The 25,815-nt window shown below is 74.2% G+C and carries 16 protein-coding genes; 6 read left to right on the top strand and 10 right to left on the bottom strand.

Annotation, left to right across the window (positions count from 1 at the left end; genetic code table 11):
* The first annotated feature begins 4 nt into the window (after window positions 1–4).
* Both ABD369_RS03045 and ABD369_RS03040 read left to right on the top strand, forming a co-directional pair.
* Window positions 5–3,676 carry a DUF5682 family protein gene (locus ABD369_RS03045; protein ID WP_344634606.1) on the top strand — a complete coding sequence of 1,224 codons (3,672 nt, stop codon included), beginning with the start codon at window positions 5–7 and terminating at the stop codon, window positions 3,674–3,676.
* Complete coding sequence (locus ABD369_RS03040) at window positions 3,673–5,664, top strand: hypothetical protein (RefSeq protein WP_344634605.1); 1,992 nt, start codon at window positions 3,673–3,675, stop codon at window positions 5,662–5,664. The genes ABD369_RS03045 and ABD369_RS03040 overlap by 4 nt, the downstream gene beginning before the upstream one ends.
* A gap of 80 nt (window positions 5,665–5,744) precedes the next feature.
* Here the strand turns inward: ABD369_RS03040 and ABD369_RS03035 are convergent, their stop codons facing one another.
* The 3 genes from ABD369_RS03035 to ABD369_RS03025 all read right to left on the bottom strand — a co-directional run bounded on the left by ABD369_RS03035 (window position 5,745) and on the right by ABD369_RS03025 (window position 8,521).
* Window positions 5,745–7,154, bottom strand: coding sequence for an amidase (locus ABD369_RS03035; RefSeq protein ID WP_344634604.1), 1,410 nt, complete (start codon window positions 7,152–7,154; stop codon window positions 5,745–5,747).
* 152 nt (window positions 7,155–7,306) lie between these two features.
* Window positions 7,307–7,846 carry an SMI1/KNR4 family protein gene (locus ABD369_RS03030; protein ID WP_344634603.1) on the bottom strand — a complete coding sequence of 180 codons (540 nt, stop codon included), beginning with the start codon at window positions 7,844–7,846 and terminating at the stop codon, window positions 7,307–7,309.
* 240 nt (window positions 7,847–8,086) lie between these two features.
* On the bottom strand, window positions 8,087–8,521 hold the full coding sequence (locus tag ABD369_RS03025; RefSeq protein ID WP_344634602.1) for a VOC family protein: 435 nt from the start codon (window positions 8,519–8,521) through the stop codon (window positions 8,087–8,089).
* A 293-nt stretch (window positions 8,522–8,814) separates the two neighbouring features.
* Here ABD369_RS03025 and ABD369_RS03020 point away from each other — a divergent pair, with 293 nt between their 5' ends.
* Both ABD369_RS03020 and ABD369_RS03015 read left to right on the top strand, forming a co-directional pair.
* Window positions 8,815–9,648 carry a class I SAM-dependent methyltransferase gene (locus ABD369_RS03020; protein ID WP_344634601.1) on the top strand — a complete coding sequence of 278 codons (834 nt, stop codon included), beginning with the start codon at window positions 8,815–8,817 and terminating at the stop codon, window positions 9,646–9,648.
* A gap of 196 nt (window positions 9,649–9,844) precedes the next feature.
* Window positions 9,845–11,047 (top strand): MFS transporter, encoded by a 1,203-nt coding sequence (locus ABD369_RS03015; protein WP_344634600.1) that lies wholly within the window; start codon window positions 9,845–9,847, stop codon window positions 11,045–11,047.
* Here ABD369_RS03015 and ABD369_RS03010 read toward each other — a convergent pair.
* The 3 genes from ABD369_RS03010 to ABD369_RS03000 all read right to left on the bottom strand — a co-directional run bounded on the left by ABD369_RS03010 (window position 10,987) and on the right by ABD369_RS03000 (window position 17,504).
* Window positions 10,987–12,837 (bottom strand): NRAMP family divalent metal transporter, encoded by a 1,851-nt coding sequence (locus tag ABD369_RS03010; RefSeq protein WP_425557525.1) that lies wholly within the window; start codon window positions 12,835–12,837, stop codon window positions 10,987–10,989. The two genes, ABD369_RS03015 and ABD369_RS03010, sit on opposite strands and share 61 nt — an antisense overlap.
* Window positions 12,834–14,114, bottom strand: coding sequence for a magnesium transporter MgtE N-terminal domain-containing protein (locus ABD369_RS03005; protein ID WP_344634599.1), 1,281 nt, complete (start codon window positions 14,112–14,114; stop codon window positions 12,834–12,836). The genes ABD369_RS03010 and ABD369_RS03005 overlap by 4 nt, the downstream gene beginning before the upstream one ends.
* 165 nt (window positions 14,115–14,279) lie before the next feature.
* Complete coding sequence (locus ABD369_RS03000) at window positions 14,280–17,504, bottom strand: bifunctional cytochrome P450/NADPH--P450 reductase (RefSeq protein WP_344634598.1); 3,225 nt, start codon at window positions 17,502–17,504, stop codon at window positions 14,280–14,282.
* Window positions 17,505–17,694: 190 nt separating this feature from the next.
* On the opposite strand from ABD369_RS03000, the gene ABD369_RS02995 reads away from it, so the two are divergent.
* Window positions 17,695–18,393 (top strand): PAS domain-containing protein, encoded by a 699-nt coding sequence (locus tag ABD369_RS02995; RefSeq protein WP_425557524.1) that lies wholly within the window; start codon window positions 17,695–17,697, stop codon window positions 18,391–18,393.
* Between the two features lie 170 nt (window positions 18,394–18,563).
* Here ABD369_RS02995 and ABD369_RS02990 read toward each other — a convergent pair whose 3' ends face one another.
* The 4 genes from ABD369_RS02990 to ABD369_RS02970 all read right to left on the bottom strand — a co-directional run bounded on the left by ABD369_RS02990 (window position 18,564) and on the right by ABD369_RS02970 (window position 24,772).
* Window positions 18,564–21,473, bottom strand: a complete 2,910-nt coding sequence (locus ABD369_RS02990) for an FAD-binding and (Fe-S)-binding domain-containing protein (protein WP_344634597.1) — start codon at window positions 21,471–21,473, stop codon at window positions 18,564–18,566.
* 251 nt (window positions 21,474–21,724) lie between these two features.
* A complete protein-coding gene (locus ABD369_RS02985; protein ID WP_344634596.1) occupies window positions 21,725–22,918 on the bottom strand; it encodes an alpha/beta hydrolase family protein in 1,194 nt (397 codons plus the stop codon).
* Between the two features lie 36 nt (window positions 22,919–22,954).
* Window positions 22,955–23,344 carry a response regulator gene (locus ABD369_RS41050; RefSeq protein WP_425557523.1) on the bottom strand — a complete coding sequence of 130 codons (390 nt, stop codon included), beginning with the start codon at window positions 23,342–23,344 and terminating at the stop codon, window positions 22,955–22,957.
* A gap of 168 nt (window positions 23,345–23,512) precedes the next feature.
* Entirely contained in the window at window positions 23,513–24,772 is a 1,260-nt protein-coding gene (locus ABD369_RS02970; RefSeq protein WP_344634595.1) for a sensor histidine kinase, read from the bottom strand.
* 134 nt (window positions 24,773–24,906) lie between these two features.
* Between ABD369_RS02970 and ABD369_RS02965 the strand changes: the two genes are divergently transcribed.
* Window positions 24,907–25,731: a CPBP family intramembrane glutamic endopeptidase gene (locus ABD369_RS02965; protein WP_344634594.1), complete on the top strand. Its 825-nt coding sequence runs from the start codon at window positions 24,907–24,909 to the stop codon at window positions 25,729–25,731.
* Window positions 25,732–25,815 lie beyond the last annotated feature (84 nt).

Here is a 25,815-nt window from a genome sequence, read left to right as displayed (position 1 = left end):
CGCCGTGACCACCGACGTCCGCCCGCTGGTCGAGGCCGAGACCAGGGAAGGCCGGGACAGGCTCGCCTCCTCCGGCCTCGGCACCCCCGGGCCGTACCTGATCGGGGTGCGCCACCACGCGCCCTCGATCGCCGCGGCGGTCCCCGCTCTGCTCGACGCGGCCCGCCCGCAGGTGCTGCTGGTCGAGCTGCCCGAGGACTTCCAGCCCTGGCTCGGCCTGCTGGCCGACGAGCGCACCACAGCGCCGGTGGCCCTCGCCGCCGCCACCGGGGAGGAGAGCGCGGCCCCCGCGTTCTACCCCTTCGCGGACTTCTCGCCGGAGCTCGCCGCCCTGCGCTGGGCGGCCCGCCACGGGGTGCCCGCCGTCGCCTGCGACCTGCCGCTCGCCCGGCGCGGACCGGAGGCCCGCACCGGCGGCCGGGAGACGCGCGGCCTCGCCGAGGCGCTGCGCCGCCGGCTGACCGGCAGGCCGGACGAGGACCTCTGGGACCGCCTGGTCGAGGCCCCGGCGCCCGGCTGCACACCCGAGCAGGTGCGCCGTGCCGCGCTGCTGGTCGGCTGGGCCATGCGACAGGACGCCGGCACCGGCATCGATCCGCTGGACCTGCGCCGCGAGGCCTGGATGCGCGACCGCATCCGCGCCGCGTCGGCGGACGGACAACGCGTCGCCGCCGTCATCGGGGCCTTCCACGCACCCGCCCTGCTCGACGACCCGGCCCGGGGCCCGGAGCCCGGCGCGTCCGCCGGAAGCAGCCCCGGCCCGGGCGGCGCGGAGCCCCGGCGTACCGAGCGTCCCGGCCCCGGCGAGCGGCCGTCGCCGGGCGACGGCCCGGCGCGGCAGGTCATCTCCCTGATCCCGTACACCTACCCGCTGCTCGACGCCCGCTCCGGCTACCCCGCCGGGATCCGTGATCCCGAGTGGCAGCACACCGTGCTGGCCGCCGCCGGGGATCCGGAGCTCCTGGCCCAGGAGCTCGTCCGGACGGCCGTCCGGATCTGCGAGGCGCTGCGCGGCCAGGGCCACCCGGCCGGACCCGCGGACGCCCGGGAGATCGTGCGGCTGGCCGGCGACCTGGCCCGGCTGCGCGGCCTGCCGGCAGCGGGCCGCGGCGAACTGGTGGAGGCCGTCCAGACGGTGCTCACCCAGGGCGAGCCGCTCGGCCGGGGGAGGGCCGTCGCCCAGGCCCTGGAGCGGGTCCTGGTCGGCACCCGTACCGGCAGCCCCACCCCGGCCGCCCCGCGCACCGGCCTCGGCCCGGCCGTGGAGGCCCTGCTCGCCGAACTCGGCCTGCCGGGCCCGGCGGACACCCCCGGGCAGGCCCAGCGCGAGCTGCGGCTCGACCCGCTGCGCTCACCGCTCGACGCCCGCCGCGAGCTGCTGCTGCGCCGACTCGAGGTCTGCGGCGTGCCGTACGGCGAGCGGCTTGCGGTCAGCGGTGCGGGCGGCACCGACGCACTCGGATCGCGCTGGCGCGTGCAGTGGACACCCGCCGTCGCCGCCATGCTGACGGTCGCCGGCATGCGCGGCGTGACGCCGGACCAGGCCGCCGAGGGCGTCCTCGGCGAACGGCTGCGCCGCGAGCAGGAGGCCGGCGGTCCGACCGCCCGGCAGATCATCGACGGCCTCGCCGACGCCGCCGGATGCGCCCTCGCGACGCTGACCGCCACCCGGCTGGCACAGCTGGCCGAGGTGCTCCCGGCCGTCGCCACTCTCACCGAACTCCTCGACGGCCTCGCCCTGCTCGACCGGCTGACCGCCGGGCACATCGCAGGCAGAGAGGCGGTCGCAGACCTGCTCGGCCCGGCCGCCGAGGCCACCGAGCTGCTCACCACCGCCGCCGTACGGGGCCTGGAAGGGCTCACCGGCTCCGACGACCCGGCCGACGCCCGGGCACTGGTGGAGTTCGCCCGCCGGGCCGACACCCACGGCGGGATCCGCCTCGACCACACCCTGCGGCGCCTCGCCGACCAGGGATCGCCGCTGGTCAGGGGCGCAGCCGGAGCCGTCCGGGTGCTGCTGGGCCACCAGGGGACCGCCCGGTTCGGCGAACGGGTCGCCTCCTGGACGGACGCCGCCACCACACCCGACGGCCGGGCGGCCCTCGGTCGGGCCCTGACCGGTCTGCTGACCGCCGCCGAGGGCCTGCTCGCCACCGCGCCGGCCGCGCTCGAACCGCTGCTGGGGCGCGTCACCGAACTCCCCGACGACGCCTTCCTGGACCGGCTGCCCGCCCTGCGCGCCGGTTTCGACACGCTCAGCCCCGCCGCCCGCGACCGGCTGCTCACCCTGATCGAGGAACGCCTCGGCGAACAGGTCGACACCCTGCCCATCGAGGTTGCGCCGACAGCCCTCGCCGCCTGGGCCCGGGCTGACATGACGGTGCGTCAAATACTCGCCGAAAAGGGCCTGTTGCCGCCGATGTCGGCCGACGGTGCGATCGAGGGGCCGATGGAGGCCGCGGCCCACGTGCCGACACCCGCCCTGCCGTCGTCCCTTGCCGTGCTGCGCCCGGCGCCCGAGCCACCGCCCCGCTCACCCCAGGAGTCCGGACACCCCGCGTCCGCCCCCGCGCTCCCGCCCGCCGACCGCTGGCGGCTGGTGCTCGGCCGCCCGGGCAGCCGCGCCCTCACCGGGCGTGCGGCCCGCCTCGCCACGGCGCTCGACGAGCTGTACGGCACCGGCCGGGGTGAGGGCTGCGGCCCCGAACTGACCGGCGGCGGGCGAGGCGGCCGCGAGGCGCCGTACCCGGGGGTGCGGGAGTGGTCGGAGGAACTGGCCGCGCTGTTCGGGCCCGGGATCCGCGAGGAGGTGCTCGCCGCGGCCGCCGGCCAGGGCCGCACCGACGTACTCGCGACGCTCTCCCCGGAGGCCGCCCGGCCCTCCGTCGAACTGCTCCGCACCGTGCTCCAGCACGCCGGAGGGCTCCCCGAGTCGCGGCTCGCCGCCCTCCGCCCGCTGGTCAGGCGCCTGGTGGACGAGCTGTCCCGGCAGCTCGCGACCGCCCTGCGGCCAGCCCTGACCGGCCTCACCCTGCCCCGGGCGGGCCGCCGCCCCGGCGGCCGGCTGGACCTCGCCCGAACCATCCGGGCCAACCTCGCCACCGCACGGCCCGGCGCGGACGGCTCCACCGTCATCGTCCCGGAGCGGCCCGTCTTCCGGACCAGGGCCGCCAGGTCCAACGACTGGCGGCTGATCCTGGTGGTGGACGTCTCCGGCTCGATGGAGGCCTCGACCGTCTGGGCCGCGCTGACGGCCGCCGTCCTGGCCGGGGTGCCGTCCCTGACCACCCACTTCGTGGCGTTCTCGACCGGCGTGGTCGACCTCAGCGGCCGGGTGGACGACCCGCTCGGGCTGCTGCTGGAGGTACGGGTCGGCGGCGGCACGCACATCGCGGCCGGCCTCAGGCACGCCAGGGAGCTGGTCACCGTGCCCTCCCGGACACTGATCGCGGTGGTCAGCGACTTCGAGGAGGGCTACCCGCTCGGCGGCCTGCTCGCCGAGACCAGAGCCCTGATCGGCGAAGGATGCCACCTGCTCGGCTGCGCCGCGTTGGACGACACCGGGAAGGCGCGCTACTCGAAGGCGGTGGCCGGGCAACTCGTCGCGGCCGGAATGCCGGTGGCGGCGCTGAGCCCGTTGGAACTGGCCCGTTGGGTGGGGGAGAAGATCCGTTGACAGACTCTCAGACGCTTGCTCCGGCACAGTGGCCCGCCGTACGGGCCGAGGCGGTCGCGGAGCTGGTCTCCGCGCTGTCGCCCAGGCTGCAGAAGCGGCTGGACGGCGCCGCCGCCAAGCTCGCCGACCGGCCGGCCGTCCGGTCGTCCGTCCGCGCGGAGGACGGGACGGGTGATGGGACGGGCGACTCGGCGCGCGACGAGTGGCGCATCCAGGTCGACGAGGAGGTCGTACTGGTCCTGCACGCCCCGGACGGCGTGATCCGCACCGCCGCCGACGTGCGCTGCAGCTGCCTGCTGGCCCCCGCCTGCCTGCACCGGGCCGCCGTCGTCACGGCCGCACCGCTCGCCGCAGCCGACACCGACCTCGCCGAACCCGGCCCCGCCGCCGAACCCGACGGCGACGGCGCCGGCCCCGGAACCACCGCGTCCACGGGTGCGCCACCGGGCCCGGACACACCGCCGACCGGTACCGCGAAGCCCGACGAGGCAGCAGCTACCCCCACCCCGGCGACCGGTGAGCGCCCTGGGGAAGACCCGGGTGACCGGCTCACCCCGGCCGAGACCGAAGCCGTCCAGCGGCTGCGCCGTTCCGCTGCAGCCGCGCTGGCGGCCGGCGTCAGCGGAGCCGGCGGTGTCCCGCAGGCCGAGCTGCTGCGCACCGCCTACCAGGCCCGGCTGCTCGGCCTGCACCGGCCCGCCGTCCTGGCTGCCACCGTGGTCACCCGGCTGCGCGCGGCCCGCGCCGGCGAACCCGATCACCGGCTCGCCGACCTGGCCACCGCCTACCGCGAACTGCTGGCGGTCACCACCATCGGCACCGGGGGCGAGCTGCGCGGTACGGCTCGCCAGACCTACCAGGAGGCCGGATCGCTGCGCCTCTACGGGCTGTTCGCCGAACCGCTGGTGAGCGCCACCCACGCCGGAGTCACGGTGTGGACGGTGGACGCCGACGGCCGGCTCTCCACGGTCTCCGACATCACCCCGCACAGCGATCCGGTCGAGGCCGCGCAGCTCGCCCAGGCAGCGGCGACCCGGTCGGTACGGCTGGGCGACGCCACGCTCTCCCACCGGGAGCTGGCCCGGGCCGGCCTGGTCGTCCAGGGCGCCACCCGGACGGTCTCCGGCCGCCTCGGCGCGGGTGCCAAGGTCCGCGCGGTGCGGGCGGCCGGTGCCGACTGGCACCAGCCGCCCGTCGCCGGGCTCTGGCAGCAGCCGCCGGCGGTCCAGGCCGAACGTGCCCTGGCTGCCGAACGGACACCGTACGAACTGCGCCCCGCCGGGACCGGACTGCTCTTCCTCGACGTCACCCTGCTCGGCCCCGGGGCGGTCCCGGGCTTCACCACCCCGCAGCTGCTGGCGGACTGCGCAGGGCTGACGGTCGCCCTGCTCCCCGCCCAGGACCATCCGAAGCTCGCCTTCCGCAGCAACCTCGCGCTGCTGGCCGCCGCGCCCGGCTTGCGCCTGCGTGTGATCGGACGCCTGGAGCGCGCCGCCCACCCGCGCATCAGGCTGCTGGCGGTCGGTACCGCGCCGGGGGAGGACGCCCCGACACTCGGCCTGTCGAACGAGCGTCAGCACCGGGTCAGCCTCGGACTGGAGCGGCTGCAACGGGCGGATCTGCCGCCGGACGCCGACGCCGAGCGGCCGACGCCGTCGCAGGCCCTCGAAGCCTCGCAGCCGCCGGTCCACCTGCTCACCCGTCGGCTCGAACAGGTCGTCACCAGCGGCCGCCGGGCCCTGACCGCAAACCTCACCCAGGGCGCGGCCGAGGCCCGCCTGCTGCGCGAGGCCGGGCTCGGTACGGGCGAGCAGCTCCTCGCTGGACTCCGGTCGGCGGCGGCGGAACAGGAGCGCGACGTGTTCGGTCGGCTGCGCGCCGACGACCATGTCGGTTTCGCACTGTCATGGCTCGCCGTAGCCTGCTACCAGGAGGAGCTGGCCACCGCCCTGTGCGCGGCGGCCTGGCAGGGGCGGCCGGCGGGGTGACCGGGTTCCGGGCGGCTGCCGTGCGCGGCGGTTGTCCAGGCCGCCCGCCGCGACGGGATTCCCCTCCCGGGCCGGCTCCGTCAGGACCGTGGTTCGACGGGTGTGAGTACCCCGAGCCGTGCCTCGATCGCGGCCGCGGCCCGCAGACACAGGTCCTCCCGGTACATCCCGCCGATCACCTGGACGCCCAGCGGCAGCCCGCCTGCGATGCCGACGGGCACCCCGACCGACGGCACCCCGACGAAGGTGCTCGCCCGGCACAGCCGGGCCGCGGCGAAGGTCCGGGTGTTGTCCTCGACGTCGCGCAGCAGGGTCTTCGGCGCGGGCGGCAGCCCGGCGTACGCCGGGCCGAGCAGCAGCGGGAACCGTTCGAGGAGGTCGGCCCAGTCGCGCTGGATGCCGAGGCGGAGGCCGGGCAGCGCGATGTACTCGGAGAGGCCGACCGGCGGTCGCTCAGCCAGCGAGTACTCGATGTGCCGGCTGCTGTCATCGGTGAGCAACTGCCGCACGGTCGGCCAGATCAGCGCGAACTCGGTGTAGATCAGGTCGCGGTAGCCCTCCACGGCCTCCTGCAGCCGGGGCACCTCGACGTGCTCGACCCGGTACCCGGCGTCCGCCAGGGCGGCGGCCGCCGAGTCGAGCCCGGCGAGCACCTCGGGGGCGGGACCGGGCCCGGCCGGGTCGAGGACCACACCGACCCGGACCCCTTGGGCCGGCGGCGGGCCGTCGAGCGGTACGGGGACGGCTCGCGGGTCCTGCGGGTCGGAGCCGGACAGGACCTCGCAGACGGCGCGCAGGTCCGCCACCGTCCGTGCGATCGGCCCGTCGACGGGGAACAACTGGGAGGACAGGGAGGGATCTTGAGGGCCGATCCGGTGGTCCATCGGGAACCTGCCGTAGCTGGGCTTGAGCGTTGCCACGCCGTTGAACGCGGCCGGGATGCGCAGTGAGCCGCCGGAGTCGTTGCCGAGCCCGAGCGGTGCCATCCCGGCGGCCACCGCGACGGCGTCGCCGCCGCTGCTCCCGCCGGGAGTCAGCGCGGGATCCCACGGGTTGCGGGTGTCCCCGTACAGGGTGCTGACGGTGTGCAGGCCGCCAAGTGTCATGTCCGGCAGGTTGGTTCGCCCGATGGGGATCGCTCCCGCTGCCCGCAGGCGCCGCACGGGAGGGGCGTCCGAGGCGGGTACCAGGTCGCGGAAGCGCGGCACGCCGAAGGTGGTCGCCGAGCCGGCGACGTGGATGTTCTCCTTCACGGTGAACGGCACGCCGGCGAGCGGCCCCAGCGGCTCGCCGGCCGCGCGGCGGCGGTCGGTCTCGGCGGCCGCCCGGCGGGCGCTCTCCGTCAGCGGGCCGGTGATCGCGTTGAGGGCCGGGTTCACCGAGGCGATCCGCTCCAGATGGGCCTCGGTCACCTCCCGGGCGCTGACCTCGCCGTCGGCGACGGCCCCCGCGAGCGCCGTCGCGCTCAGTCTCCACAGTTCGGTGTCCATGTTCGCGGCAGAACGCGGCGGTCCGCCGACCGGCGGGCACCCGCGTCCGGCTTCCTCCCTCGGGCAGACTCGTATGCAGCTGTGTATATGAATACAGATCTGTATCCGGATGCGCAATCGATTACGGAGTGGCTGGAGCCCGGAGCGGCCCGCTATCCGCCGCCGTGTAGTGGCCGGAAGCTGTGCGGATCTCTCGGGAAGGCGTAGGCGATGATCTCGGAGCGGACGTTCCCGGCGAGGGTGGACAGCAGGAACTCGGCGAAGCCCAGGTCGAAGTGCTCCCACCAGTCGCCGCGGGCCTCGTTGACCATGACGGTCCAGTCGTCGGGATGCTGCCCGGGTCTGGCCAGCCAGTAGAGGAACTCCCCGTTGTCGGTCGACGCCCAGGCGATGAGGCGTGCGCCCGGCTCGTCCAGCTGGGCGGGCGGATCCTCCGAACCGTCCCAGAGGTACTCGAGGGCCTCGGCGCGCTCCTCGATGTTGTCCGCCAGATCGTAGTTCTCGTTGGCGCAGTCCGGCTCCAGGACGTACAGGTGGTCGTCGAGGTGCCCGCCGCCGATGGTGTCGATGAACTCCCGGTAGTCCCAGGGGAGTTCGGTGCCCAGTCGGCGGGCGACGGCGGGCCAGTCCTTGGGTCGGGCCCCGGTCGGTGCGCCGAGCAGCCGGGCCAGTCGGGCGAGGTCGTGGTTCATGCGGCGGCCCCGTCGGCTCTCGCCCGCCCGTCAGCGCCGGATTCCGTCATGGCCTGGGCGAGCGGGGCGAGCCGGGCGGGCTGGGCCGCGGTGGTGGTGAGCGGTACGAACAACTGTGGCTCCCGGTCGGTCGGGCCGGGTATTCCGTCGGCCGAAGGCGTGCGGCGGGCCCGCGGGCGGCCCGGGGGGCACGGTCGGGAAGAGGGCAGTGGCCTGCCGGTCCGGGGCGTCGGGCCGGACTCAGGACCCGGTGGCCGTCCGGTCCGACGTCACCGAGCGCCAGGTCCGGTCGGTGAGGACGACCCGGTAGCCGTCCGGGTCGGCCAAGGTGACGCCGCAGCGGTCCCAGTACGGGTTGTGCGAGGGGACGACCGTCCCGCCGTGCCGGACCGCCCGCGCGACGGCCTCCTCGGGCACAGGACGGCCCAGGTAGACGACCAGCAGGTCCTCCGGGGTCGGTGTGGGCCGCACCGGGTCGGCGCTGCTCGCGGTGAGTTCGAGGTGCCAGAAGCCATCGGCCGGACCGACCATCAGCAGGTCGCGCTCACCGGCCTCGGGCCGTCCGGCGATCCGGCAGAGCAGATCCAGACCCAGGCCCCGGACGTAGAAGTCCTCGCTGGCGTCCAGGTCGAGTACCGGACGCGCGATACGGATGTCGAGTTGCGGTTCGATCACGTCGGCCATCCTCGCACTCCGCACTCCGACTGGTGACAGTTGACCGGTAGTCGCCTTCGCGCTCCTCCTTCCTCGCCGCGTCGGCCGGCCCCGAGGGGTACGGCGGTACATTAGCCCGGTGGGTACACCCCTGAACGCCCTCAGGCCCCGGCCCGCAGCCTTGCCGCACGAACGACACGGGCGGCGGAGAAGCCCGCCTCCGGATGGGCGAGGCGTAGCGGGTTCCGGGACGGTGTTCCCCGGCGCGGGCCGTGGTGGCGGCCGGCACCGGACTTCCTGCAACGGAGGTGGCGATGAGTCAGGCCGACGGCGGTCCCGAGCGCCCGGTGGGCGAGGCGGCCGCGCTCGACAGGTACAGCGCCGGGGTGCTCAGCCATGAGCGGCCGACCGAGCTGAAGAGGCTGCAGGCGCTGGAGCGGATGTCCGACGGGTGGACCCGGCAGGTCCTCGCCGACCGGGGGCTGCGCGGCGACTGGCGGTGCCTGGAACTGGGGGCCGGGGCCGGGGGAATCGCCCGCTGGCTGGCCGGGCAGTGTCCGGACGGCCGGGTCGTGGCCCTGGATGTGGACACGCGCTTTCTGGATGCCGGCCGGCTCGGGAACCTCGACATCGTCCAGGGGGATCTGCGGGAGGCCGAGTTCCCGCCCGGCTCCTTCGACCTGGTCCACGCCCGCGCGCTGATGATGCATCTGCCGGACCCCGAGCGCATGATCGCCAGGGCGGCCCGCTGGCTGGCCCCGGGCGGCTGGCTGGTCCTGGAGGATCCCGTCAACTTCACCACGGACTCCTCGCCGTATCCGGCCTGGCGGCGCGCGATGCGCGCGCTGGAGGAGATCCTGGCCGCCCAGGGCGGCGATCTGACCTGGGCCCGCCGTCGGCAGACGGCCGCGCTGGCGGAGGCCGGGTTGACCGAACTCGGCCTGTCCGTGCACCCGTTGATCGTCGGTGACGGCGGAGCCGTCGACGCCTTCATGAGGCTGTTCTTCGAGCAGATCGGCCCAGAGCTGATCGCCCAGAACCGGCTCACCGAAGCCCAATTGGCCGAAGGTTTGGCGATGTTGGACGATCCCGGATTCCTGGACGTCACCCACTGCCTGTACACCGGGTGGGGGTGCCGGCCGGCTTGACGCGTACCTGTTACGGGCGGGGCGGCGGTGCAGTGGCGTGCGTGTCATGTGCCCTCAACCCGGTTCGGCCGGGACGGCGCCGCCGGGGCGTGAACCGCCGTGCCGACCCGCCCGGAGGCGGTAGAACACCCTGGGAGAGCGCCGACTTGTGGGTACGTTGGAAGCGAACCGGCGTCCGGCGCAGAGAGGGGACCGTATGGCGGCGGCAGAGCCGGACCGCCGGCGCGCAGTGGCGGTACTGGCGGCCCTGATGCTGGCGGCCTTCACCTTCAACACCACGGAGAGCCTGCCGATCGGGCTGCTCAGGCTGATCTCGGCGGACCTCGGGGTGTCACTGCCGGCGATCGGGTACCTGGTCACCGGCTACGGGCTGACGGTCGCCGTGGCCTCGCTGCCGCTCGCGCACGCCACCCGGGCCGTGCCGCGCCGGCATGTGCTCAGCGCGCTGCTGGCGGCGCTCGCGCTGGCCAGCCTGCTGCCGGCGGCGGGCTCCTCCTACCGGCTGCTGCTGGCCGCCCGGTTGGTGACCGCGCTCGCCCAGGCGCTGTTCTGGGCGGTGATGGGTCCGGTGGCGGTGGGTCTGTTCCCGCCCGAGGCCCGCGGGCGGGTGGTCGGGGCGCTGTCGGCCGCCGGGTCGCTGGCCCTGGTCCTCGGCGTCCCCGTGGGCACCTGGCTGGGCCGGCGCGGCGGCTGGCAGCTTCCGCTCGTGGTCGTGGCCGGACTCGGCCTGGTCTCCCTGCTGGTCATCGCACTGCTGCTGCCGACCACCCGCCCGGACCAGGGGCACGCCGCCTACGCCACCACCCGCGACACCCGCCGGTTCGCGATCGTCCTGGCGACCACCGCACTGTCCGTCACCGGAGCGTTCACCGGCTACACGTACCTGGTGGACCTCCTCGGAACGAGCGGCTTCTCCGACAGCGCCGTCGGCGCGTTGCTGCTGGTCTCCGGCGTCTCGGGGGTGCTCGGGGTGAGCGCCGTGGGGCCGCTGCTGGACCGCTTCCCGCGCGGCACCCTGATCACCCCGGTGGCCACCCAGGCGGTGGGCATGCTGGGCCTGTACACGGCGGGCGGGTCCAGACCGGCGGCAGTCGCGGCCCTGGTGGTCCTGGGCGGTTCGCTCGGACCGGTGTTCACGGCCACCCAGAACCAGATGCTGCGCTGTGCGCCCGGCCGCACCGAGATCGCGCTGGCGGCCAACTCCGGTGCCTACAACGCCGGTATCGCGGCCGGCGCCCTGCTCGGTGGGCTGGTCCTTCACGGCACGGCGGTACGGCAGACCTTCCTGGCGGGTGGACTGCTCACTCTCGCGGCGCTCGCGGTGCTGCTGGTCGGTGGTCAGCCGCTGCCGAGGCGGATGGCCTTGACCAGGAGCAGGACGGTGCTGAGGACGAGATAGCCGCGCAGTGCGAGCATCCCCAGCCGCAGACCCGGTGACCAGCGGACGGGTTTGAGCAGGGCCAGCGGCGGCATCCGCCAGGCGAGCTTCTCGGCGGTGGAGAGGACCGGCACCGGCGCCCGCCGGGCGCCCGGGCGGCGGCCAGCCAGCCACAGGACGGCGCCGGTCACGGTCAGGCCGGTCACCAGGGTGACGGCCAGCCAGACGGTGAGAGTTCTGACGTCGACGGCGGGGAAGAGCGTGGTGAGCATCAGGGTGCCGGAGAGCAGCAGCAGGACCGCGATGATCAGGGTGGCGACCAGGTTGAGCCAGCGCGGGTTGACCCAGGGGCCGAGTACCTCGGGGTCGTTGCAGAGCAGCAGCAGGAAGACGCTCGCCGAGGGCAGCAGGAGGCCCGCCAGCGCCTGGACCGCCTCGGTGATCACTCCCAGCGGGGCGCCGGGGATGAGCACGATCGCGGCGGCCAGCACCACCATCAGGCTGTAGGAGGCGTAGAACTGCTTGGCCTCGCCGAAGCCGCGGTGCAGTGAGTGGCGCAGGTTGAACACATCGCCGAAGGCGTAGCTGGTGGCGAGCGTGACGGCCGCCGCGCCGATGATGCTGGCGTCCATCAGCACGATGGCGAACATCACGCCGAGGACCTGGCTGTGCTGTTCGAGGGCGTACGCGACGCCCGCCGCGTCGGTGAACGCGCCCGCGAACGGCGTCCCGCGGGCGGCGAAGTCGGCGATCATGACCAGCGCGGCGGCGCCGATCACGACCACGACCGAGCCGATCACGGTGTCGGCGCGTTCATAGTTGATGAACCGGGGTGTGATCCGCTTGTCGATGACGTTGGACTGCTGGAAGAACAGCTGCCAGGGCGCCACCGTGGTGCCGACGATCGCGATGATGAGCAGGACGGCGTCGCCGGTGATGCCGCCCTGGATGCTCGGGACGACGAAGTCGTGGGCGGCGCGGCCCCAGTGGGGCTCGGCGAGCAGGGTGAGCGGGATGAGCAGCAGGCTGATCGCGATGAGCGCGAACATGGCCCGCTCCCAGCGGCGGAACGAGCCGCCGGCGGTGACCGCGATCAGCAGCAGCGCGGCGATCGGCACCACGAGGTACTTGGAGGCGCCGAGGTAGGCCGCGGCCAGCGTGACGCCGATGAACTCGGTGACGAGGGTGAGGAAGTTGAGCACGAAGAGGTCGCCGACGCTGAACCAGCCCCAGAACCGGCCGAAGCGCTCGTTGATCAGCCGGGCGTGGCCGATGCCGGTGACCGCGCCGAGGCGGACCACCATCTCCTGGTTGACGATCAGCACCGGGATGAGCAGGAGCAGCACCCACAGCAGCGAGTAGCCGTAGTTCTGCCCCGCCTGCGCGTAGGTGGCGATGCCTCCCGCGTCGTTGTCGCCGACCATGACGATGATGCCGGGGCCGACGATCGCCAGCAGGGTCAGCAGCCGGGCCCTGAGACCCGGACGCTCCTCGACGCGTTCCCGGGGAATCCGCCCGAACGCCCCTTCGATGTCGCCGAGTCGGGCCTCGTCGGCGACGGTTCCGGGGCGTGGGGAGGCGGCCGGACGCGGCCTGGGCCGGGCCGCGGGGCCGGCGGCCGGCCCGGACGGCGTCGGCGTCGGCGTCACAGCCGGTGGTCCCGGAGGCGGTGTGGGCGTCGCGCGCGGTGCGGGTTCCGCCGCCGGTGCCGGTGCCGGTGCCGGGGACGGCGGCGGGGTCGGGCCGGGCTCGGGCGGGGTGTCCGGTCCGGGCCGCTCCGGTCGTTCCGGCGGCTTCCCGGCGCCGGTCATGCGTCCGGAGCCGTACTGTCGTCGGAACGGCGCGCCGGGTGCGGGGCGGGCTCACGGCGGCGCCAGTCCTCGGGGAGCACCGTCTCCAGGATGTCGTCGACCGTGATGACCCCGAGGATGCGGTCCTGCTCGTCCACCACCGGTACGGTCAGCAGGTTGTAGTCGGCCATCAGCAGGGTGACGTCCTCGACGTCGGTGTCCGGGAGCACCCGGACCGGCTCGGTGGCCATCACCTGCTCCAGTCGGGCGCCCGGATCGCTCTGCAAGAGGGCCACCAGGGTCGCGGTGCCGATCAACCGGGCCGTGGCTCGGGCCTGTTCGACGACGTAGACGCTGGTGATCGCCTCGGGCTGCAGGGTACGGGCGGCGCGGACCAGCTCCAGCGCCTGTGCGACGGTCGCGGTCGGGGACGCGGTGACGGTGTCCAGTGCCATCAGCCCGCCCGCACTGGACGGGTTGAAGCCCATCAGCGTGAGGACCTTGGCGCGCTGTCCGGCCGGCAGCGCGTCCAGGACGGGCTGCCGGCGGCGCTGCGGCAGGTCGTTGATGGCGTCGGCGGCGTCGTCCGCCCGCATCCGGGCGAGGACCGCCGCGATCTCGGCGTCGTCCTTCTCCGCGAGCAGGCGGGTCTGCGAGTCGGGCTCCAACTCCTCGAAGACGTCAGCCTCCAGCTCGGGGTCGGAGTGGACGGTCTCCAGGATCTCCTCCGACTCGGTGCGGTTGGCGTCCTCCAGCAGGTCGGCGAGATCGGCGGCCTTGAGCCGGCCGAGGCGGCCGAACGGACCGCGCACCCGGGCCGACTGGGCGTGTCCGATGAGCGGTTCGAAGGACTTCCAGTCCCGCCAGTGCGGCTCCGTCCGGGTGGGCCAGAACCAGCGGGGGCGGTGCGGACGGGTGTCCAGGCGGTCGACCACCCAGCCGTCCGGCCGCTCGCGAAGCTCCAGGTCGTGGGCGCGGACCAACTCGACGCCGACCACGTCGATCACCCGGTGCCCGAGCACGTCCGCGCGCAACAGCACCTCGCCCTCGCGCCGTTCGAACGGCCGCAGGTCCACCACCTCGCTGGTGAGCCGGGTGCTCCCACCGTCGAAGGAGGCCACCTGCTCGATGGGCAGGAACACCTCGCGCCTGCCGATCCGGACGACCAGGCCGGTCACCAGCGGGTAGTCGCGACCCCGTAGCCGGATGATCACATCGGACAGGCGGCCCACCACCTCGCCGCCGCGCCCCACCAGTGGGCGCTGCAGCAGCTGGGAGAACGAGACGAGACGATCCACAGCGCGAAGCTAGCCGAGCCCGGTTCGCGAGCGCCGCGAGTTCCACCTTCACACCGGGGCTTCACCCGGACGGATCAGCAGGCCAGGACGAGGGGGCCGGGTCGCCGGTCCGGTGCTCCGGCCGGCCGAGGCCTCGGCAGCCCCGGCCGGCGAGGTGAGGGGAAGTCAGCCGCCGTACACGTCCTCGACGTAGCGTCCCCGGGCGATCAGGGTCTGCAGCCAGCCCTGGGCGTCGGCGAGGTCGGCGCCGGGGGTGCGTTCCAGGTACAGGGCCCGGAAGGCGTCCCGGACACCGGGTGCCATCCGGGCGCCGTCGCCGCAGACGTAGACCTGGGCGCCGGCGGTCAGCAGCTCCCAGACCCGGTCGGCGTCGCCGGCCAGCCGGTCCTGGACGAAGCGCCGGCCGTCGGCGGGGGCCGCGCTGAAGGCGGGACGCATGGAGACGGCCCCGGCCCGCTCCGCCGCGTGCAGTTCGGCGGCGTACAGGTAGTCGGCGTCGGGCGCGTCGCAGCCGAAGTAGCACAGCGCCGGGGAGAGTCGGCCGCCGTCCGCCAGGTGGGCGCGGCGGTCCGCGATGGCGCCGCGGAAGGGGGCCAGGCCGGTTCCGGCAGCGATCATGATCACCGGGGTGCCGGCGCCGTGGTGGATCCGGAAGGCTTCGCGGCACGGCTGGATCCGGGCGAGCACGGTGTCTCCGGGCCTGACCGAACCCAGGTAGCCGGATCCGGTGCCGCGGAAGGTGCCGCGGCCGGAGCGTGCGGGAGCCTGGAGCAGCGAGACCATCAGGTCGACGTGGTGCGGGTCGGTGATCGGCGAGGACGAGACGGAGTAGTGCCGCGGCCTGATCGCCGGCAGCAGCTCCAGCAGCACCGGCCAGGTCAGCGCCACCGCCAGGGCCGGGTGATCCTCGACGAGGTCCAGCAGGCTGCGGTGGTCGGCGGCCCGGGCGTGGGAGTCCTCAGCGAGCGAGCGCAGTGCGGAGCGCTCGGGCGGGCAGGGGTTCAGCTCGGCCAGTACGGTGAGCTGCTCGGCGGTCGGTCGGTCCTGCAACTCAACGTGATGGGTGAGCAATTGGCGCACCGTCAGTGGACGGTCGACGGCGAGGCCGTTGCGGCGCGGCCGGTTCTGAACGATGTTCAGCACGGTGTCCAGGTCGGTGCGGAGCAGCCGGGCGGCGCGTTCGACCAGGGTCGGGTCGTTGGCGGGCAGCACGGTGAGGTGGTCCCCGGTGCGGTAGTCCGTCCCCTCCGGCAGGGCGAGCCGGACCAGCCGCTTGACCCGCGGATAGTCCGGCCGGGTGAGGCTGCCGGTCTCGGTCACGGTCATCGCCGTCATGCCGTGCCGGGCGGCCAGTGCGTCGAGTGCCTGGCCGGTGACCTCGGTGACGGTGTACGCGGGGCCGTCCTGCCCGGCCCGCGGCCGGGCGCCGGCCGTGTCGGGATCGCCGTACTCCCGCAGCAGGGCGGTGCGCAGCGCGCCGGCGAACTCCTTGACGCTGCTGGCCAGATCGCCGGAGGCATCGGCCTCGGCCCGGTCCAGCAGACGGGTGCCGCCGAGGGCGGCGAGCCGCTCGTCGATGAAGGTCGGGACGCGCTGGTAGGTGGCGGACCAGTTGCGGTCGCCGACGCCGAGGACGGCGTAGCTGACGCCCTGTGCGGCCCCGGGCCCGGCGCTCTCCAGCCACTGGACGAAGGCGGCGGCGTCGTCGGTGGGCTGCCCGTTGTAGGAGGCGGCGGCGATGACGACCGGCCGGTCGGTGGGCAGGCCGCCGGCGTACGCGTCGAGCGGTGCGGTGGCGGTGCCGAAGCCGAGCTCGGCCGCCTCTTCGGCGAGTGAAGAGGCGAAGCCGCGGCAGGTGCCGTAGTTGGAGCCGTGCAGCAGCAGTGCGCCGGTGCCCTGGCGGGCCCGGGTGGGCAGCGCGGTGTCCGTGCCCGGTGCGCGGTCGGCGGGGGCGGACGCCGCCCGGGGCGTGCGGTCGGTGCGCGGGAGCAGGGTGAGGGTGAAACCGTTCGGCTTGATGGTCAGCGACTGCTTGAGTGCGAGCCGGTAGTCCGTGTGGTCGATCAGCCGGTACCGGTGGACCAGCATGCCCAGCAGCATGGTGGCCTCGTGCAGTGCGAACTGGCGGCCGATGCAGGCGCGTTCACCGGTGCCGAACGGCTTGAAGGCGTGCGGGGAGCGGGCCGCCTCCGCCTCCGGCGCGAACCGGGCGGGGTCGAACAGCTCCGGGTTGTCGCCCCAGGCCGGGTCGCGGTGCAGCATCGGGATGACCACGCCGATGACCTGCCCCGCGTGCACCGGGATCCGGCCGCCCAGCAGGGTGGCTTGGCGGGCCTCGCGGCCGAAGCCGGGGGCGGCCGGCCACAGTCTCAGGGTCTCGTTCAGCACCTGACGGGTGTAGCGCAGCCGGCCGACGTCCTCGAAGGTCGGCGCCAACTCCGCTCTGCTGCCCCACAGTTCGTCCACCTCGCGCTGCACCTGGCGCAGTACGGCCGGGTGCTTGACCAGGTTGTGCAGGGCGAAGGCCAGGGTGCCCGAGGTGGTCTCGTGCCCGGCGATCAGGAAGGTGATCACCTGGTTGCGGATGTTGGCCAGGTCCAGGGTGGTGCCGTCGCCCGGGTGCGTCGCGGTGAGCATCAGGCCGAGCAGGTCCCGCTGCTCGGTGCTCCCGGTGGCGGTGCGGGCGGCGATGACCTCGTCGACCACCGAGGCGAGGTAGTCGGCGTCGGCGCGCATCGCCTCGTCGCGCTCGCGGTGGTCGAGCCCGGGATCGCGGCTGAGCCGGGTCATCGCCCAGTCCAGGCAGCGCACCATCGAGGCGACGAACGGGTGCGGCTCGTCCCGCCGGAACGAGCCGAAGTCGAACCCGAACCCGGCCAGCCCGATGGTGTCCAGGGTCATCCGGGTCATGTCCTCCGGCACGTCCACCGGAGTCCCGTCGGCGGCGTGGCGGTCCCAGGAGGCGATGAGCCGGCGGGCGACCTCCAGCATCACCGGGTGGTAGGTGCGCATCGACCCCAGGGCGAAGGCCGGCATCAGGATGTCGTGCGCCCTGGCCCAGTTGGGCTCGTCGTTGTAGGCCGTGAACAGGCCGTCGCCGGTGAACTCGCGGACGTTCTCCAGCGCCGGGCCGACCGCCTTGGTGAACCGCCGCTCGTCCGCCAGCTCCGTCACCAGGTCCAGGCTGCTGACGAACAGGGTGTCGTGGCCGTGCAGGCGCTGCACGAAGGCCGGGCCGTGCCGCCGGGCCAGCTCCATGAGCCGCAGGACCGGGGTGTCGGTCAGGCCGGCGGCGGAGAGGTCGACGACGGGGACGCCGAGAGAGGGAACATCGATGACGGGAACGTCGTCACCGCCGCCGGCCCGCGCTGTCAGCAGGGTCTCGGTCATGGGTGAACTGCCCTCCGGGGTATGGGATTCCGGGCTGCCGCCGCCACGGTGCAGGCGGCTGTCTCCACCCTGACGCAGCGGGGCTTCCGTGCGACCGGTCCGTACTACATGATTGTGTAGTGGCCGCCGGAGTGTCGGGCTTGCACCGCCCGGCTCCCGGGTGTAGCAGCAGTACGAGCAGGGGCACGGAGTGGATTCCCGAGGACAGGCGGACCCCGCCGGGCAGTGCCCGGGCGGACCGGGCGACACCCCCCGGCCGCCGGAGCGCGACCGGGCGGTCACTTGGCGCAACTGGGCCCTGCTGCTCTTCGACCACCTTCCGATACCGACCGCGCTGTGCGACGCCCACGGCACCGTGCTGCTGGCCAACCCCGCGATGGCCGCCGAGTGGGGCACCCTGCCCGGCCGGTTGGTCGGCCGGGGCGCCCTGGACCTCTTCGAGCTCAAGACCCCGACCCGGCTGCACCCGATCGTGGAGGCGGTCCGGCTGCGCCGCCGGTCGCGCTACCCCATCGAGGTGTCCTGGTCCACCGGGAAGGGCGCCGAGCGGCACGGCGAGCTCACCGTCGACCTGGTCAGCGACACCCCGGACGCCCCGCCGCACCTGCTCCTGCTGTTGCGCGTACTGGAGGAATCCTCACCGCCCGCCACCGCCACCGCCCGGGTGAGCCCCGTGGAGGCGAGGATCCTCGCCCTGGCCGCGGGCGGCGCCACCACCGCGCAGATCGCCGCCGGGGTGGGGCTGACCGTCGACGGGGTCAACTACCACCTGGGCCGCCTCGCTCGCCGCTGGGGCACCGCCAACCGGACCGCCCTGGTCGCGCGCGCCTATGTGACGGGGGTCCTCGCGCCGGGCGTCTGGCCGCCGGAGCCCAGCGGGCCGGTGTGAACCCGGGCCCGGTCGGGTCGGTGTGAACCCGGGCCCGACCGGGCCGCACCGGCACAGTCGCCATGTCCGGCCGCGGGCCGGGCCGGAGCCGGCCGCCGTCAGGAGACCCTGCTGTCGCCGGCCCTTCGCTCCAATCGGCCCGGTCACCGAGGCGCGGGCGCCCGGAGCGGCTACCGGAAGGTGCGCTCCGGCCTGGACTGCTCGCGGATGGCCCGGCGCAGCAGCTCGGCGAGATGGATCGCCCGGCGGCCGCCCGCGAGTTGGGCGATCTGGGTGCGACAGCTGAAGCCGTCGGAGAGCAGGACGGTGTCGGGGCCGGCGGCCCGGACGGCCGGCAGCAGGACGCGCTCGGCGGCCGCGACGGAGACCTCGTAGTGGCCGCGTTCGAAGCCGAAGTTGCCGGCCAGGCCGCAGCAGCCGGAGTCGGGGACCTGGTTGGCCAGGCCGATCCGGGCCTCGATCCGGCGGTCGGCGGCAGTGCCGAGGACCGCGTGCTGATGGCAGTGCACCTGGGTCAGCCCTTGCAACGGCGGCCGTAGGGCGGGCAGTTCCACACCGCTCTGGTCGAGGAACTCGGCGAGGGTACGGACCCGGCCGGGGACGTCTCCGGCCGCCCGGCCGATCAGTCTGGGCAGTTCCTCGCGGAGTGCGGCCGTGCAGCTGGGTTCGAGGCCGATCACGGGCAGGCCCGGCGGCAGGGCGCGCAGGCTGCGCCGCATGACCTGGCGGGCGACACCGAGCTGGCCGGTGGAGACCCAGGTGAGCCCGCAGCAGACCGGGCCCTGCGGGAGGCGGACCGCGAAGCCCAGGTGCTCGAGTACCTCGACGGCGGCCTTGGCCGGTTCGGGGTCCAGCAGGTTGCTGAAGGTGTCCGGCCAGAGCAACACCGGTGCGGCCCCGCGCCGGGCACGGCGCACCCGGTGGCGGAACCAGCGCTCGAAGGTTTCGCCCGGCAGGTCGGGCAGCCGGCGCCGGGAGTCGATGCCGCCGAGGCGCTTGAGTACGGCCGAGCTGTGCGGTGAGCCGAGCAGGCGGCCCGCGAGGTGTGGGGCGAGCGCGGCGGCGCGCAGGGTGAGCGGCAGCCAGCCCATCGAGTAGTGCGAGGCGGGCCGTGGCCGGTGGCGGTAGTGCTGGTACAGGAACTCGCTCTTGTAGGTCGCCATGTCGACATGGACCGGGCAGTCGGCGGCGCAGCCCTTGCAGCTCAGACAGAGGTCGAGCGCCTCCCGGACCTCCTCCGAGTGCCAGCCGTCCGTCACCGCGCCGTCCGACCCGGGCACGGCGCCGCGCAGCATCTCTGCGAGCAGCCGCGCCCGGCCCCGGGTGGAGTGCCGCTCCTCCGCGGTGACCATGTAACTCGGGCACATCACACCGCTCTTGGTGTCCACGCACCTGGCCACCCCGACGCAGCGGTGCACCGCCTTCAGCAGACTGCCGCCGTCCTGCGGGTAGGGGAGGGCGAGCGGCAGGTCACGGCCGGTGAAGCGCAGATCGGCGTCGAGCGGGCGCGGGTCGACCAGGACGCCGGGGTTCAGCAGGTTCGCCGGGTCCCAGATCCGCTTGAACCGCCCGAACAGGTCGATGACTTCGGCCGGATACATCCTGGGCAGCAGCTCCGAGCGGGCCTGCCCGTCACCGTGCTCACCGGAGAGCGAACCGCCGTGCGCCACCACGAGATCGGCCGCCTCCACCATGAACTCCCGGAACTCCGGCAACCGCCCGCGCTCGGTGAGCGGGAAGTCCAGCCGCATGTGGATGCAGCCCTCGCCGAAGTGCCCGTACGGGACGCCGTGCAGCCGGTGCCGCCCGAGCAGGGCGCGCAGTTCGCGCAGGTACCCGCCGAGCCGCTCCACCGGGACCGCCGAGTCCTCCCACCCCGGCCAGGCCTCCTTGCCCCCGGGCAGCCTGGTCACGATCCCCGCCCCCGCCTCCCGGACGGCCCACAGCTGACGCTGCTCACCGGGGTCGAGCACCACACTGACGGCGGCGGACCGCTCGCGGCGCACCGCCTGGGCCAACTCCCTCGCGATGCCCAGGGCTTCGGGCTCGTCGGCACCGCCTACCTCCAGGAACAGCCAGCACTCGCCGGCCGGCAGCCGGTCCAGCGCGGGCGGGCGGCGGCCTGCGGCCAGCAGCGCGGCGATCAGGTCGGCGGCCATGCCCTCGACGGTGAGCGGGCGCAGCGGCAGCAGGGCGGGCACGGCATCGGCGGCCGCCGTCTCGTCCGGGTACCCGGCGATGACCAGTGCCCGGGCGGCGGGCGCCTCGACCAGCCGCACGGTGGCCCCGAGCAGCAGTGCCAGGCTGCCCTCGCTTCCGGTGTAGGCACGGGCGAGGTCGTGACCGCGCTCGGGCAGCAGCGCGTCCAGGGCGTAGCCGGAGGTGCGCCGGGGGAGATCCGGCATGCCCTGGCGCAGCGTGCCGAGGTTGGCGGCGGCGAGGTCCTGGAGGGCCCGGTGCAGTTCGCCCTCGCGGCCCGGACGTTCGCGCAGCCGGGCCCGTTCGGCGGGGGAGAGCGGCCCGGTGACGGTGAGTTCGGTGCCGTCGGCGAGCAGCAGGTCGAGCGAGTGCAGGTTGTCCGAGGTGCGCCCCCAGGCCACCGAGTGGGCGCCGCAGGAGTCGTTGCCGATCATGCCACCGAGCGTGCAGCGGCTGTGCGTGGACGGATCGGGCCCGAACCGCAGCCCGTACGGGCGGGCCGCCGCCTGCAGATCGTCCAGCACGGCACCGGGCTCGACCCGGGCGGTCCTGGTCTCCGGGTCCACCTCGAGCACCCGGTCGACATGCCGCCGGAAGTCCAGCACCACCGCCCCCGGCCCGAGAGCCTGCCCGCCGACACTGGTACCCGCCCCACGCGGCACCAGCGGCACCCCGAACTCCCGGCAGAGCGCGAGTGTCGCCCGGACGTCGTCGGCATCGGCGGGCTTGACGACGCCGAGCGGCAGGTGGCGGTAGTTGGACGCGTCGTGGCTGTAGACCGTGCGCTCGGCCGCGCCGAAGCGCACCTCACCGCGGACGGCCCTGCGGAGCTCTTCCCGCAGGGCCCGGGCGAGACCGTCGGAAGCAGGAGTGATCGCCATAGCGGGATCATCGCAGCGGCAGCCCGGAAGGGGGAGGGGGCGCCACGGCGGGCGGCTGACTTGCCGTCACCCGGAAGCCTCGCGCCACGCCGCCGCGGGTTCACGTGTGCGACCGGGCGGGTGCGGCGGCCACGCCGACCTGGCCGGAGCGTCGGGAGGGACCGATCGCTTCGGCGGCCGAGGCCGAGTAGCGGGACCCCGAACGCCGACGAGGCCGCCGGCGGCAAGCCGGCGGCCTCGTACAGGCATGGCTACGGGTGGAAGCTGATCTCGGGGTTGTCCGGGGTCGGCCCGTCGAGGATCGGCTGGTCGATGCCCTTCAGGTGCAGGTCGAAGAAGGCTGCCACGTACTCCCGGGTGAGCTGCACCCCGCGCTCGGCGCCGATCGTGGTGCCGGGAGGCTCGGGGAGGCCGAGCTTCTCGAAGAACAGCGGGTTGTCGGTGAACGTGCCGTGATCGGAGCCGGCGACGGTCAGCCAGCGCTTCCAGCCGTCGAGGTTGGCCCAGCTCTCCGTCCAGCTGGGGTCCTCCTGGCCGTCGTCCAACGGGTGACCGATCATCAGGAACGGCTTGCCGTTGAGCCCGGTGGCGGGCACCGGGAAGTCCATGGAGCCGTCCAGGTCCACCCCGGCCCGGATCCGGTCGTCGGTGAGCAGGGACGGAACGGTCGCGGCGCCGCCGACCGAGTGCCCGGCCATGCCGATTCGGTCACGGTCGATCATGCGGGCGTAGCGCCAGGCCGGGTTCCGGTGGGTGGTCAGCCGGTCGATGACGAAGGAGACGTCCTTCGCCCGGCTCTCGTTCAGGGCCGCCCAGGCCTCCTTGGTCTTCAGTTTGCCGCACATGACACAGGTGAGCGTCTGCCCGTCGGGGAAGGTCGTTCCGGTGTTCTCGTAGGTGTGGTCGACGAGCGCGACGACGTACCCGCGACTGGTCAGGTCCTCGGCGAGGCTGGTCAGTTCGGTGCGCGGCATGGTGAAGCCGGGGGAGAGCACCACCAGCGGGAACCGGCCGTGCTGCGGGAGCGCGTCGGACCTGGCCCACGTCCGGGTGCCGGTGACCACCTCGGTGGGGATGGTGTTGCCGGGCAACTTCGTGTCCAGCATGAGCCGGGCGGCCTCGGGGGTCATGTACGGGGCGGGGCCGCCCGTCCCGGCCTTGGCGGGGTAGTACATCGACACCATCAGCTGGCGCGGGCCCGCCGACGGGACCCACGGGTCGGGCCGGTGCTGGTCGACGAGGTGCAGGATCTCCCGGCCGACCGCGTACGGTCCCCTCGGGCGCGGGAGATCGACGTGGACGCCCGCCGGCGCGGTGGCCGAGGCGGGCGCGGAGGCCGCGGCGGTGGAGGTGCCGGGTGCGGCCAGCGCGGGAGCTGCGGCGACGACGGACAACGGCAGGGCGAGTAAGAGCGCCGCCGCGGCAGTACGACGAATTCCGGTCATGGCTAGGACGGTAGGCCACGGACACCGAAGTTGACGTCAACTCAGGGGTGTAAGGGATCCACCGGAGAGGACGTCGGCCGCTCTCAGGGGCGTTTCCGGGACACCCCTAGGCGGCGCCTTCGCACACACCGGGGAGCCGTACGAGTGGCAGCGGAGGGCGGCCGACGCGTGGGGGTTCACCCGGGTGAGGGCGCGCAGCCGGGCGTGGAGCCCGCCGCCCGCCGCCGCACGTGCGTCGGTCACGGCGTCGCGGCTCTTCGTACGGCGGACCGGTAGCCGCTTGAGAACGAAGCCGCTCGCCCCGGCGCTCGGCGCGGCGGTGACGTAGCCGTCGTTCTCGAACGTGGTGATCACCACGACCTTCGGCACCGGGCCGTCGGCCTGGAGCAGCTGCCGAGTGGCCTCGATGCCGTTTTGGCGCGGCATCCGGACGTCCATCAACGCGACCTCGGGACGGCAGTCGGGCCAGCTCCACGGCCTCGACCCCGTCGGCAGCCTGCCACGTGATACCGGGCTGAGCACCCAGCAGGGTGCCCAGGCCGTTGCGGGTCACCTCGTCATCGTCGGCGATCAGCAGTGAGACGGGCCGGTCGGTCACGCCGACCTCCGTACCGGCAGCCGGACCGCCAGTTGCCACTGCGAACCGTCCGGGCCGGCCGTCAACTCGCCCTGCAGCAGCCGCACCCGCTCCCGAAGCCCGAGCAGGCCGCGTTGGCCGCGTTGGCCGTTGGAACTATTCCCTGAAGCAAGCGAGTTGACGATGGCCAGGGCCAACTCGCCGGGCCCGGCCACCACCCGCACCGCGATCGGCCCGCCACCGCCGTGCCGCAGCGCATTGGTCAGGCCCTCCTGCAGGATCCGGTACGCCTCGCGCGACAAGGTGCACGGCAACCGTGCCCAGTCCCCTGACAGTTCCGAGTCCACCACCGCCCCGGTGTGGCGCAACCGGTCCAGAAGTTCGGGCAGGTCGGCCAGACCGCGCGCCGGCGCCGTACCGGCCGCCTCCGCCCGCAGCACGCCCAGCACATAGTCCAGATCGTCCAGCGCGGCGCGGGCCGACTGCTCGATGCCGAGCAACGCCGCCCGGGCCGCCGCCGGATCCGCCGACAGCAGCTCGCCGGCCACCGCCGCCTGGATCGTCGCAGCGGTCAGGGTGTGGCCGATCGAGTCGTGCAGCTCCTGCGCCAGCCGGTTGCGGCCGGCCAGCAGCAACTCCCGCTGCGCCGCCGCGGCCAGCCGCTCCGCCGCCGACAGCCCGAGCAACCGCGGTGCCAGCAGCCGCAGCACCGCCGCCGCCTTGGCGCAGACGGCCACGGCCGCCAGCAGGCAACCGGCGGCCACTGGCCAGACCCAGGCCCCCGGCCAGCCCTGGCGCACCCGTACCACCTGGCCGAACCAGACCAGTTGTTCGCCGCTTACCGGCTTGCCCAGCAGGCCGAGCCAGCTGCCGACCGGCACCAGTCCGGCCAGCAGCAGCATCCCGGCCAGCAGGGCGGTCGCCCAGCCCAGGGCCGCGTGCAGCAGCACCCAGAGCGGGGTGCGCCAGCGGTCCGCCCCGCGCGGCCGGCCGGCCGGGGCCGACAGCGGCACGCCGAGCAGCCGCCGTCCGGCCCTCAGCAGCACCCGCCGCGTGACGCCAGCCAGTCCGAGCACGCCGAGCAGCGCCGCCCACAGCAGCAGGAAGACCAGCGCCTTCACGGCATCCGGCCCACGGTGCCAGGCCAGGGCCGGGACCAGCGCCAGAACCATCAGCGGAACGCTCGCCGGCACGGCGACCAGCGCGAACAGCGCCCCCCTGTAGGTGGTGCCGCGCAGCAACGCCCCCGATCCTGGAATGCGGATTCCCCTCACCATGGGAGCCAGTATCGCCACGGCCCGGGCGGCCTACCTCCCCCGATCGGGGGACCGGGATCTCCCACCATTCCGCGATGTCGTCCGCGCCTTCCAGAACCAGGATCGTGCCGGAACGACTGACGGAAGGATGCTTGATGAACCCTCGGAACAGGGGCGTGGCGGTGTTTCTGGCCCTCACCTTCGGCGCCGGCTGGGCCTGGCTGTTGCTGGCCCGGCTGATACTCCGGCTCTCACTGGTGAACCCGCTGGCTCAACTGCCGTTCGCCCTGCTGCCGGCCGTGGCCGCGGTGGTGGTCCGCCGCTGGGTCACCCACGAGGGGTTCCGGGACGCGGCGTTGGCGCTACGGCTACGCCAGGCATGGCCGTACTACCTGGCTGCCTGGCTCGGCCCGCTGCTGCTCGCCGGTGCGGCCGTCGGCCTGGCCGCAGTGTTCGGCCACCGTCCGGACCTCGGCCAACTCGCCGGCGCGGCACCGGGTTTGCCAGGCTGGTCGATTCCACTGCTGCTGACCGTGCTGGCCGCCGTGCTGACACCGCTCTACTGGGGCGAGGAGTTCGGATGGACCGGCTACCTGCGACTGCGGCTGCTGCCCGATCGGCCGCTGCTCTCGGTCCTGCTCACCGGCCTGATCTGGGCCGGCTGGCACTACCCGCTGGCACTGCTCGGCTATCTGCACTTCGCCCATCTGGCTGCCGGGCTGGTGGTGTGGACGGCCTCCATCCTCTGCCAGGAGTGCCTGCTGGCCTGGCTGCGCACCCGCAGCGGCAGCATCTGGCCGGCCGCACTGGCCCACGCGGGCAACAACATGGTGCTCTCGCTGCTGATGAACCTCCTGCTGAGCGGCCGGGGCTTGGACGACGTCGCCCTCACCCTGTTCCCCGTCCCCGCGCTTGCCGTGGCCGCCTACGTCACCACCCGCGGACTGCGCCGCTCGACCGCCGCCGGAGCCACCGCGTAGTGGTCCCCGGCGGCGAAGCGTCCCTGACCATCGCGAATTTGTTGGCACCCGCAGTGCCCGCGCCGGACGCGGCGTCGGACGCGA

This window comes from Kitasatospora cystarginea (assembly GCF_039533515.1).
Taxonomy (GTDB): domain Bacteria; phylum Actinomycetota; class Actinomycetes; order Streptomycetales; family Streptomycetaceae; genus Kitasatospora; species Kitasatospora cystarginea.
Note: the sequence above shows the minus strand (reverse complement) of the source record. Positions and strands in the feature narration are given on the sequence as shown.

Coding starts and splice junctions, on each gene's coding strand:
- ABD369_RS03035 (WP_344634604.1), bottom strand. CDS start 7,154: ATGGACACCGAACTGTGGAGACTGAGCGCGACGGCGCTCGCGGGGGCC.
- ABD369_RS03030 (WP_344634603.1), bottom strand. CDS start 7,846: ATGAACCACGACCTCGCCCGACTGGCCCGGCTGCTCGGCGCACCGACC.
- ABD369_RS03020 (WP_344634601.1), top strand. CDS start 8,815: ATGAGTCAGGCCGACGGCGGTCCCGAGCGCCCGGTGGGCGAGGCGGCC.
- ABD369_RS03015 (WP_344634600.1), top strand. CDS start 9,845: ATGGCGGCGGCAGAGCCGGACCGCCGGCGCGCAGTGGCGGTACTGGCG.
- ABD369_RS03010 (WP_425557525.1), bottom strand. CDS start 12,837: ATGACCGGCGCCGGGAAGCCGCCGGAACGACCGGAGCGGCCCGGACCG.
- ABD369_RS03000 (WP_344634598.1), bottom strand. CDS start 17,504: ATGACCGAGACCCTGCTGACAGCGCGGGCCGGCGGCGGTGACGACGTT.
- ABD369_RS02990 (WP_344634597.1), bottom strand. CDS start 21,473: ATGGCGATCACTCCTGCTTCCGACGGTCTCGCCCGGGCCCTGCGGGAA.
- ABD369_RS02985 (WP_344634596.1), bottom strand. CDS start 22,918: ATGACCGGAATTCGTCGTACTGCCGCGGCGGCGCTCTTACTCGCCCTG.
- ABD369_RS41050 (WP_425557523.1), bottom strand. CDS start 23,344: ATGCCGCGCCAAAACGGCATCGAGGCCACTCGGCAGCTGCTCCAGGCC.
- ABD369_RS02970 (WP_344634595.1), bottom strand. CDS start 24,772: ATGGTGAGGGGAATCCGCATTCCAGGATCGGGGGCGTTGCTGCGCGGC.
- ABD369_RS02965 (WP_344634594.1), top strand. CDS start 24,907: ATGAACCCTCGGAACAGGGGCGTGGCGGTGTTTCTGGCCCTCACCTTC.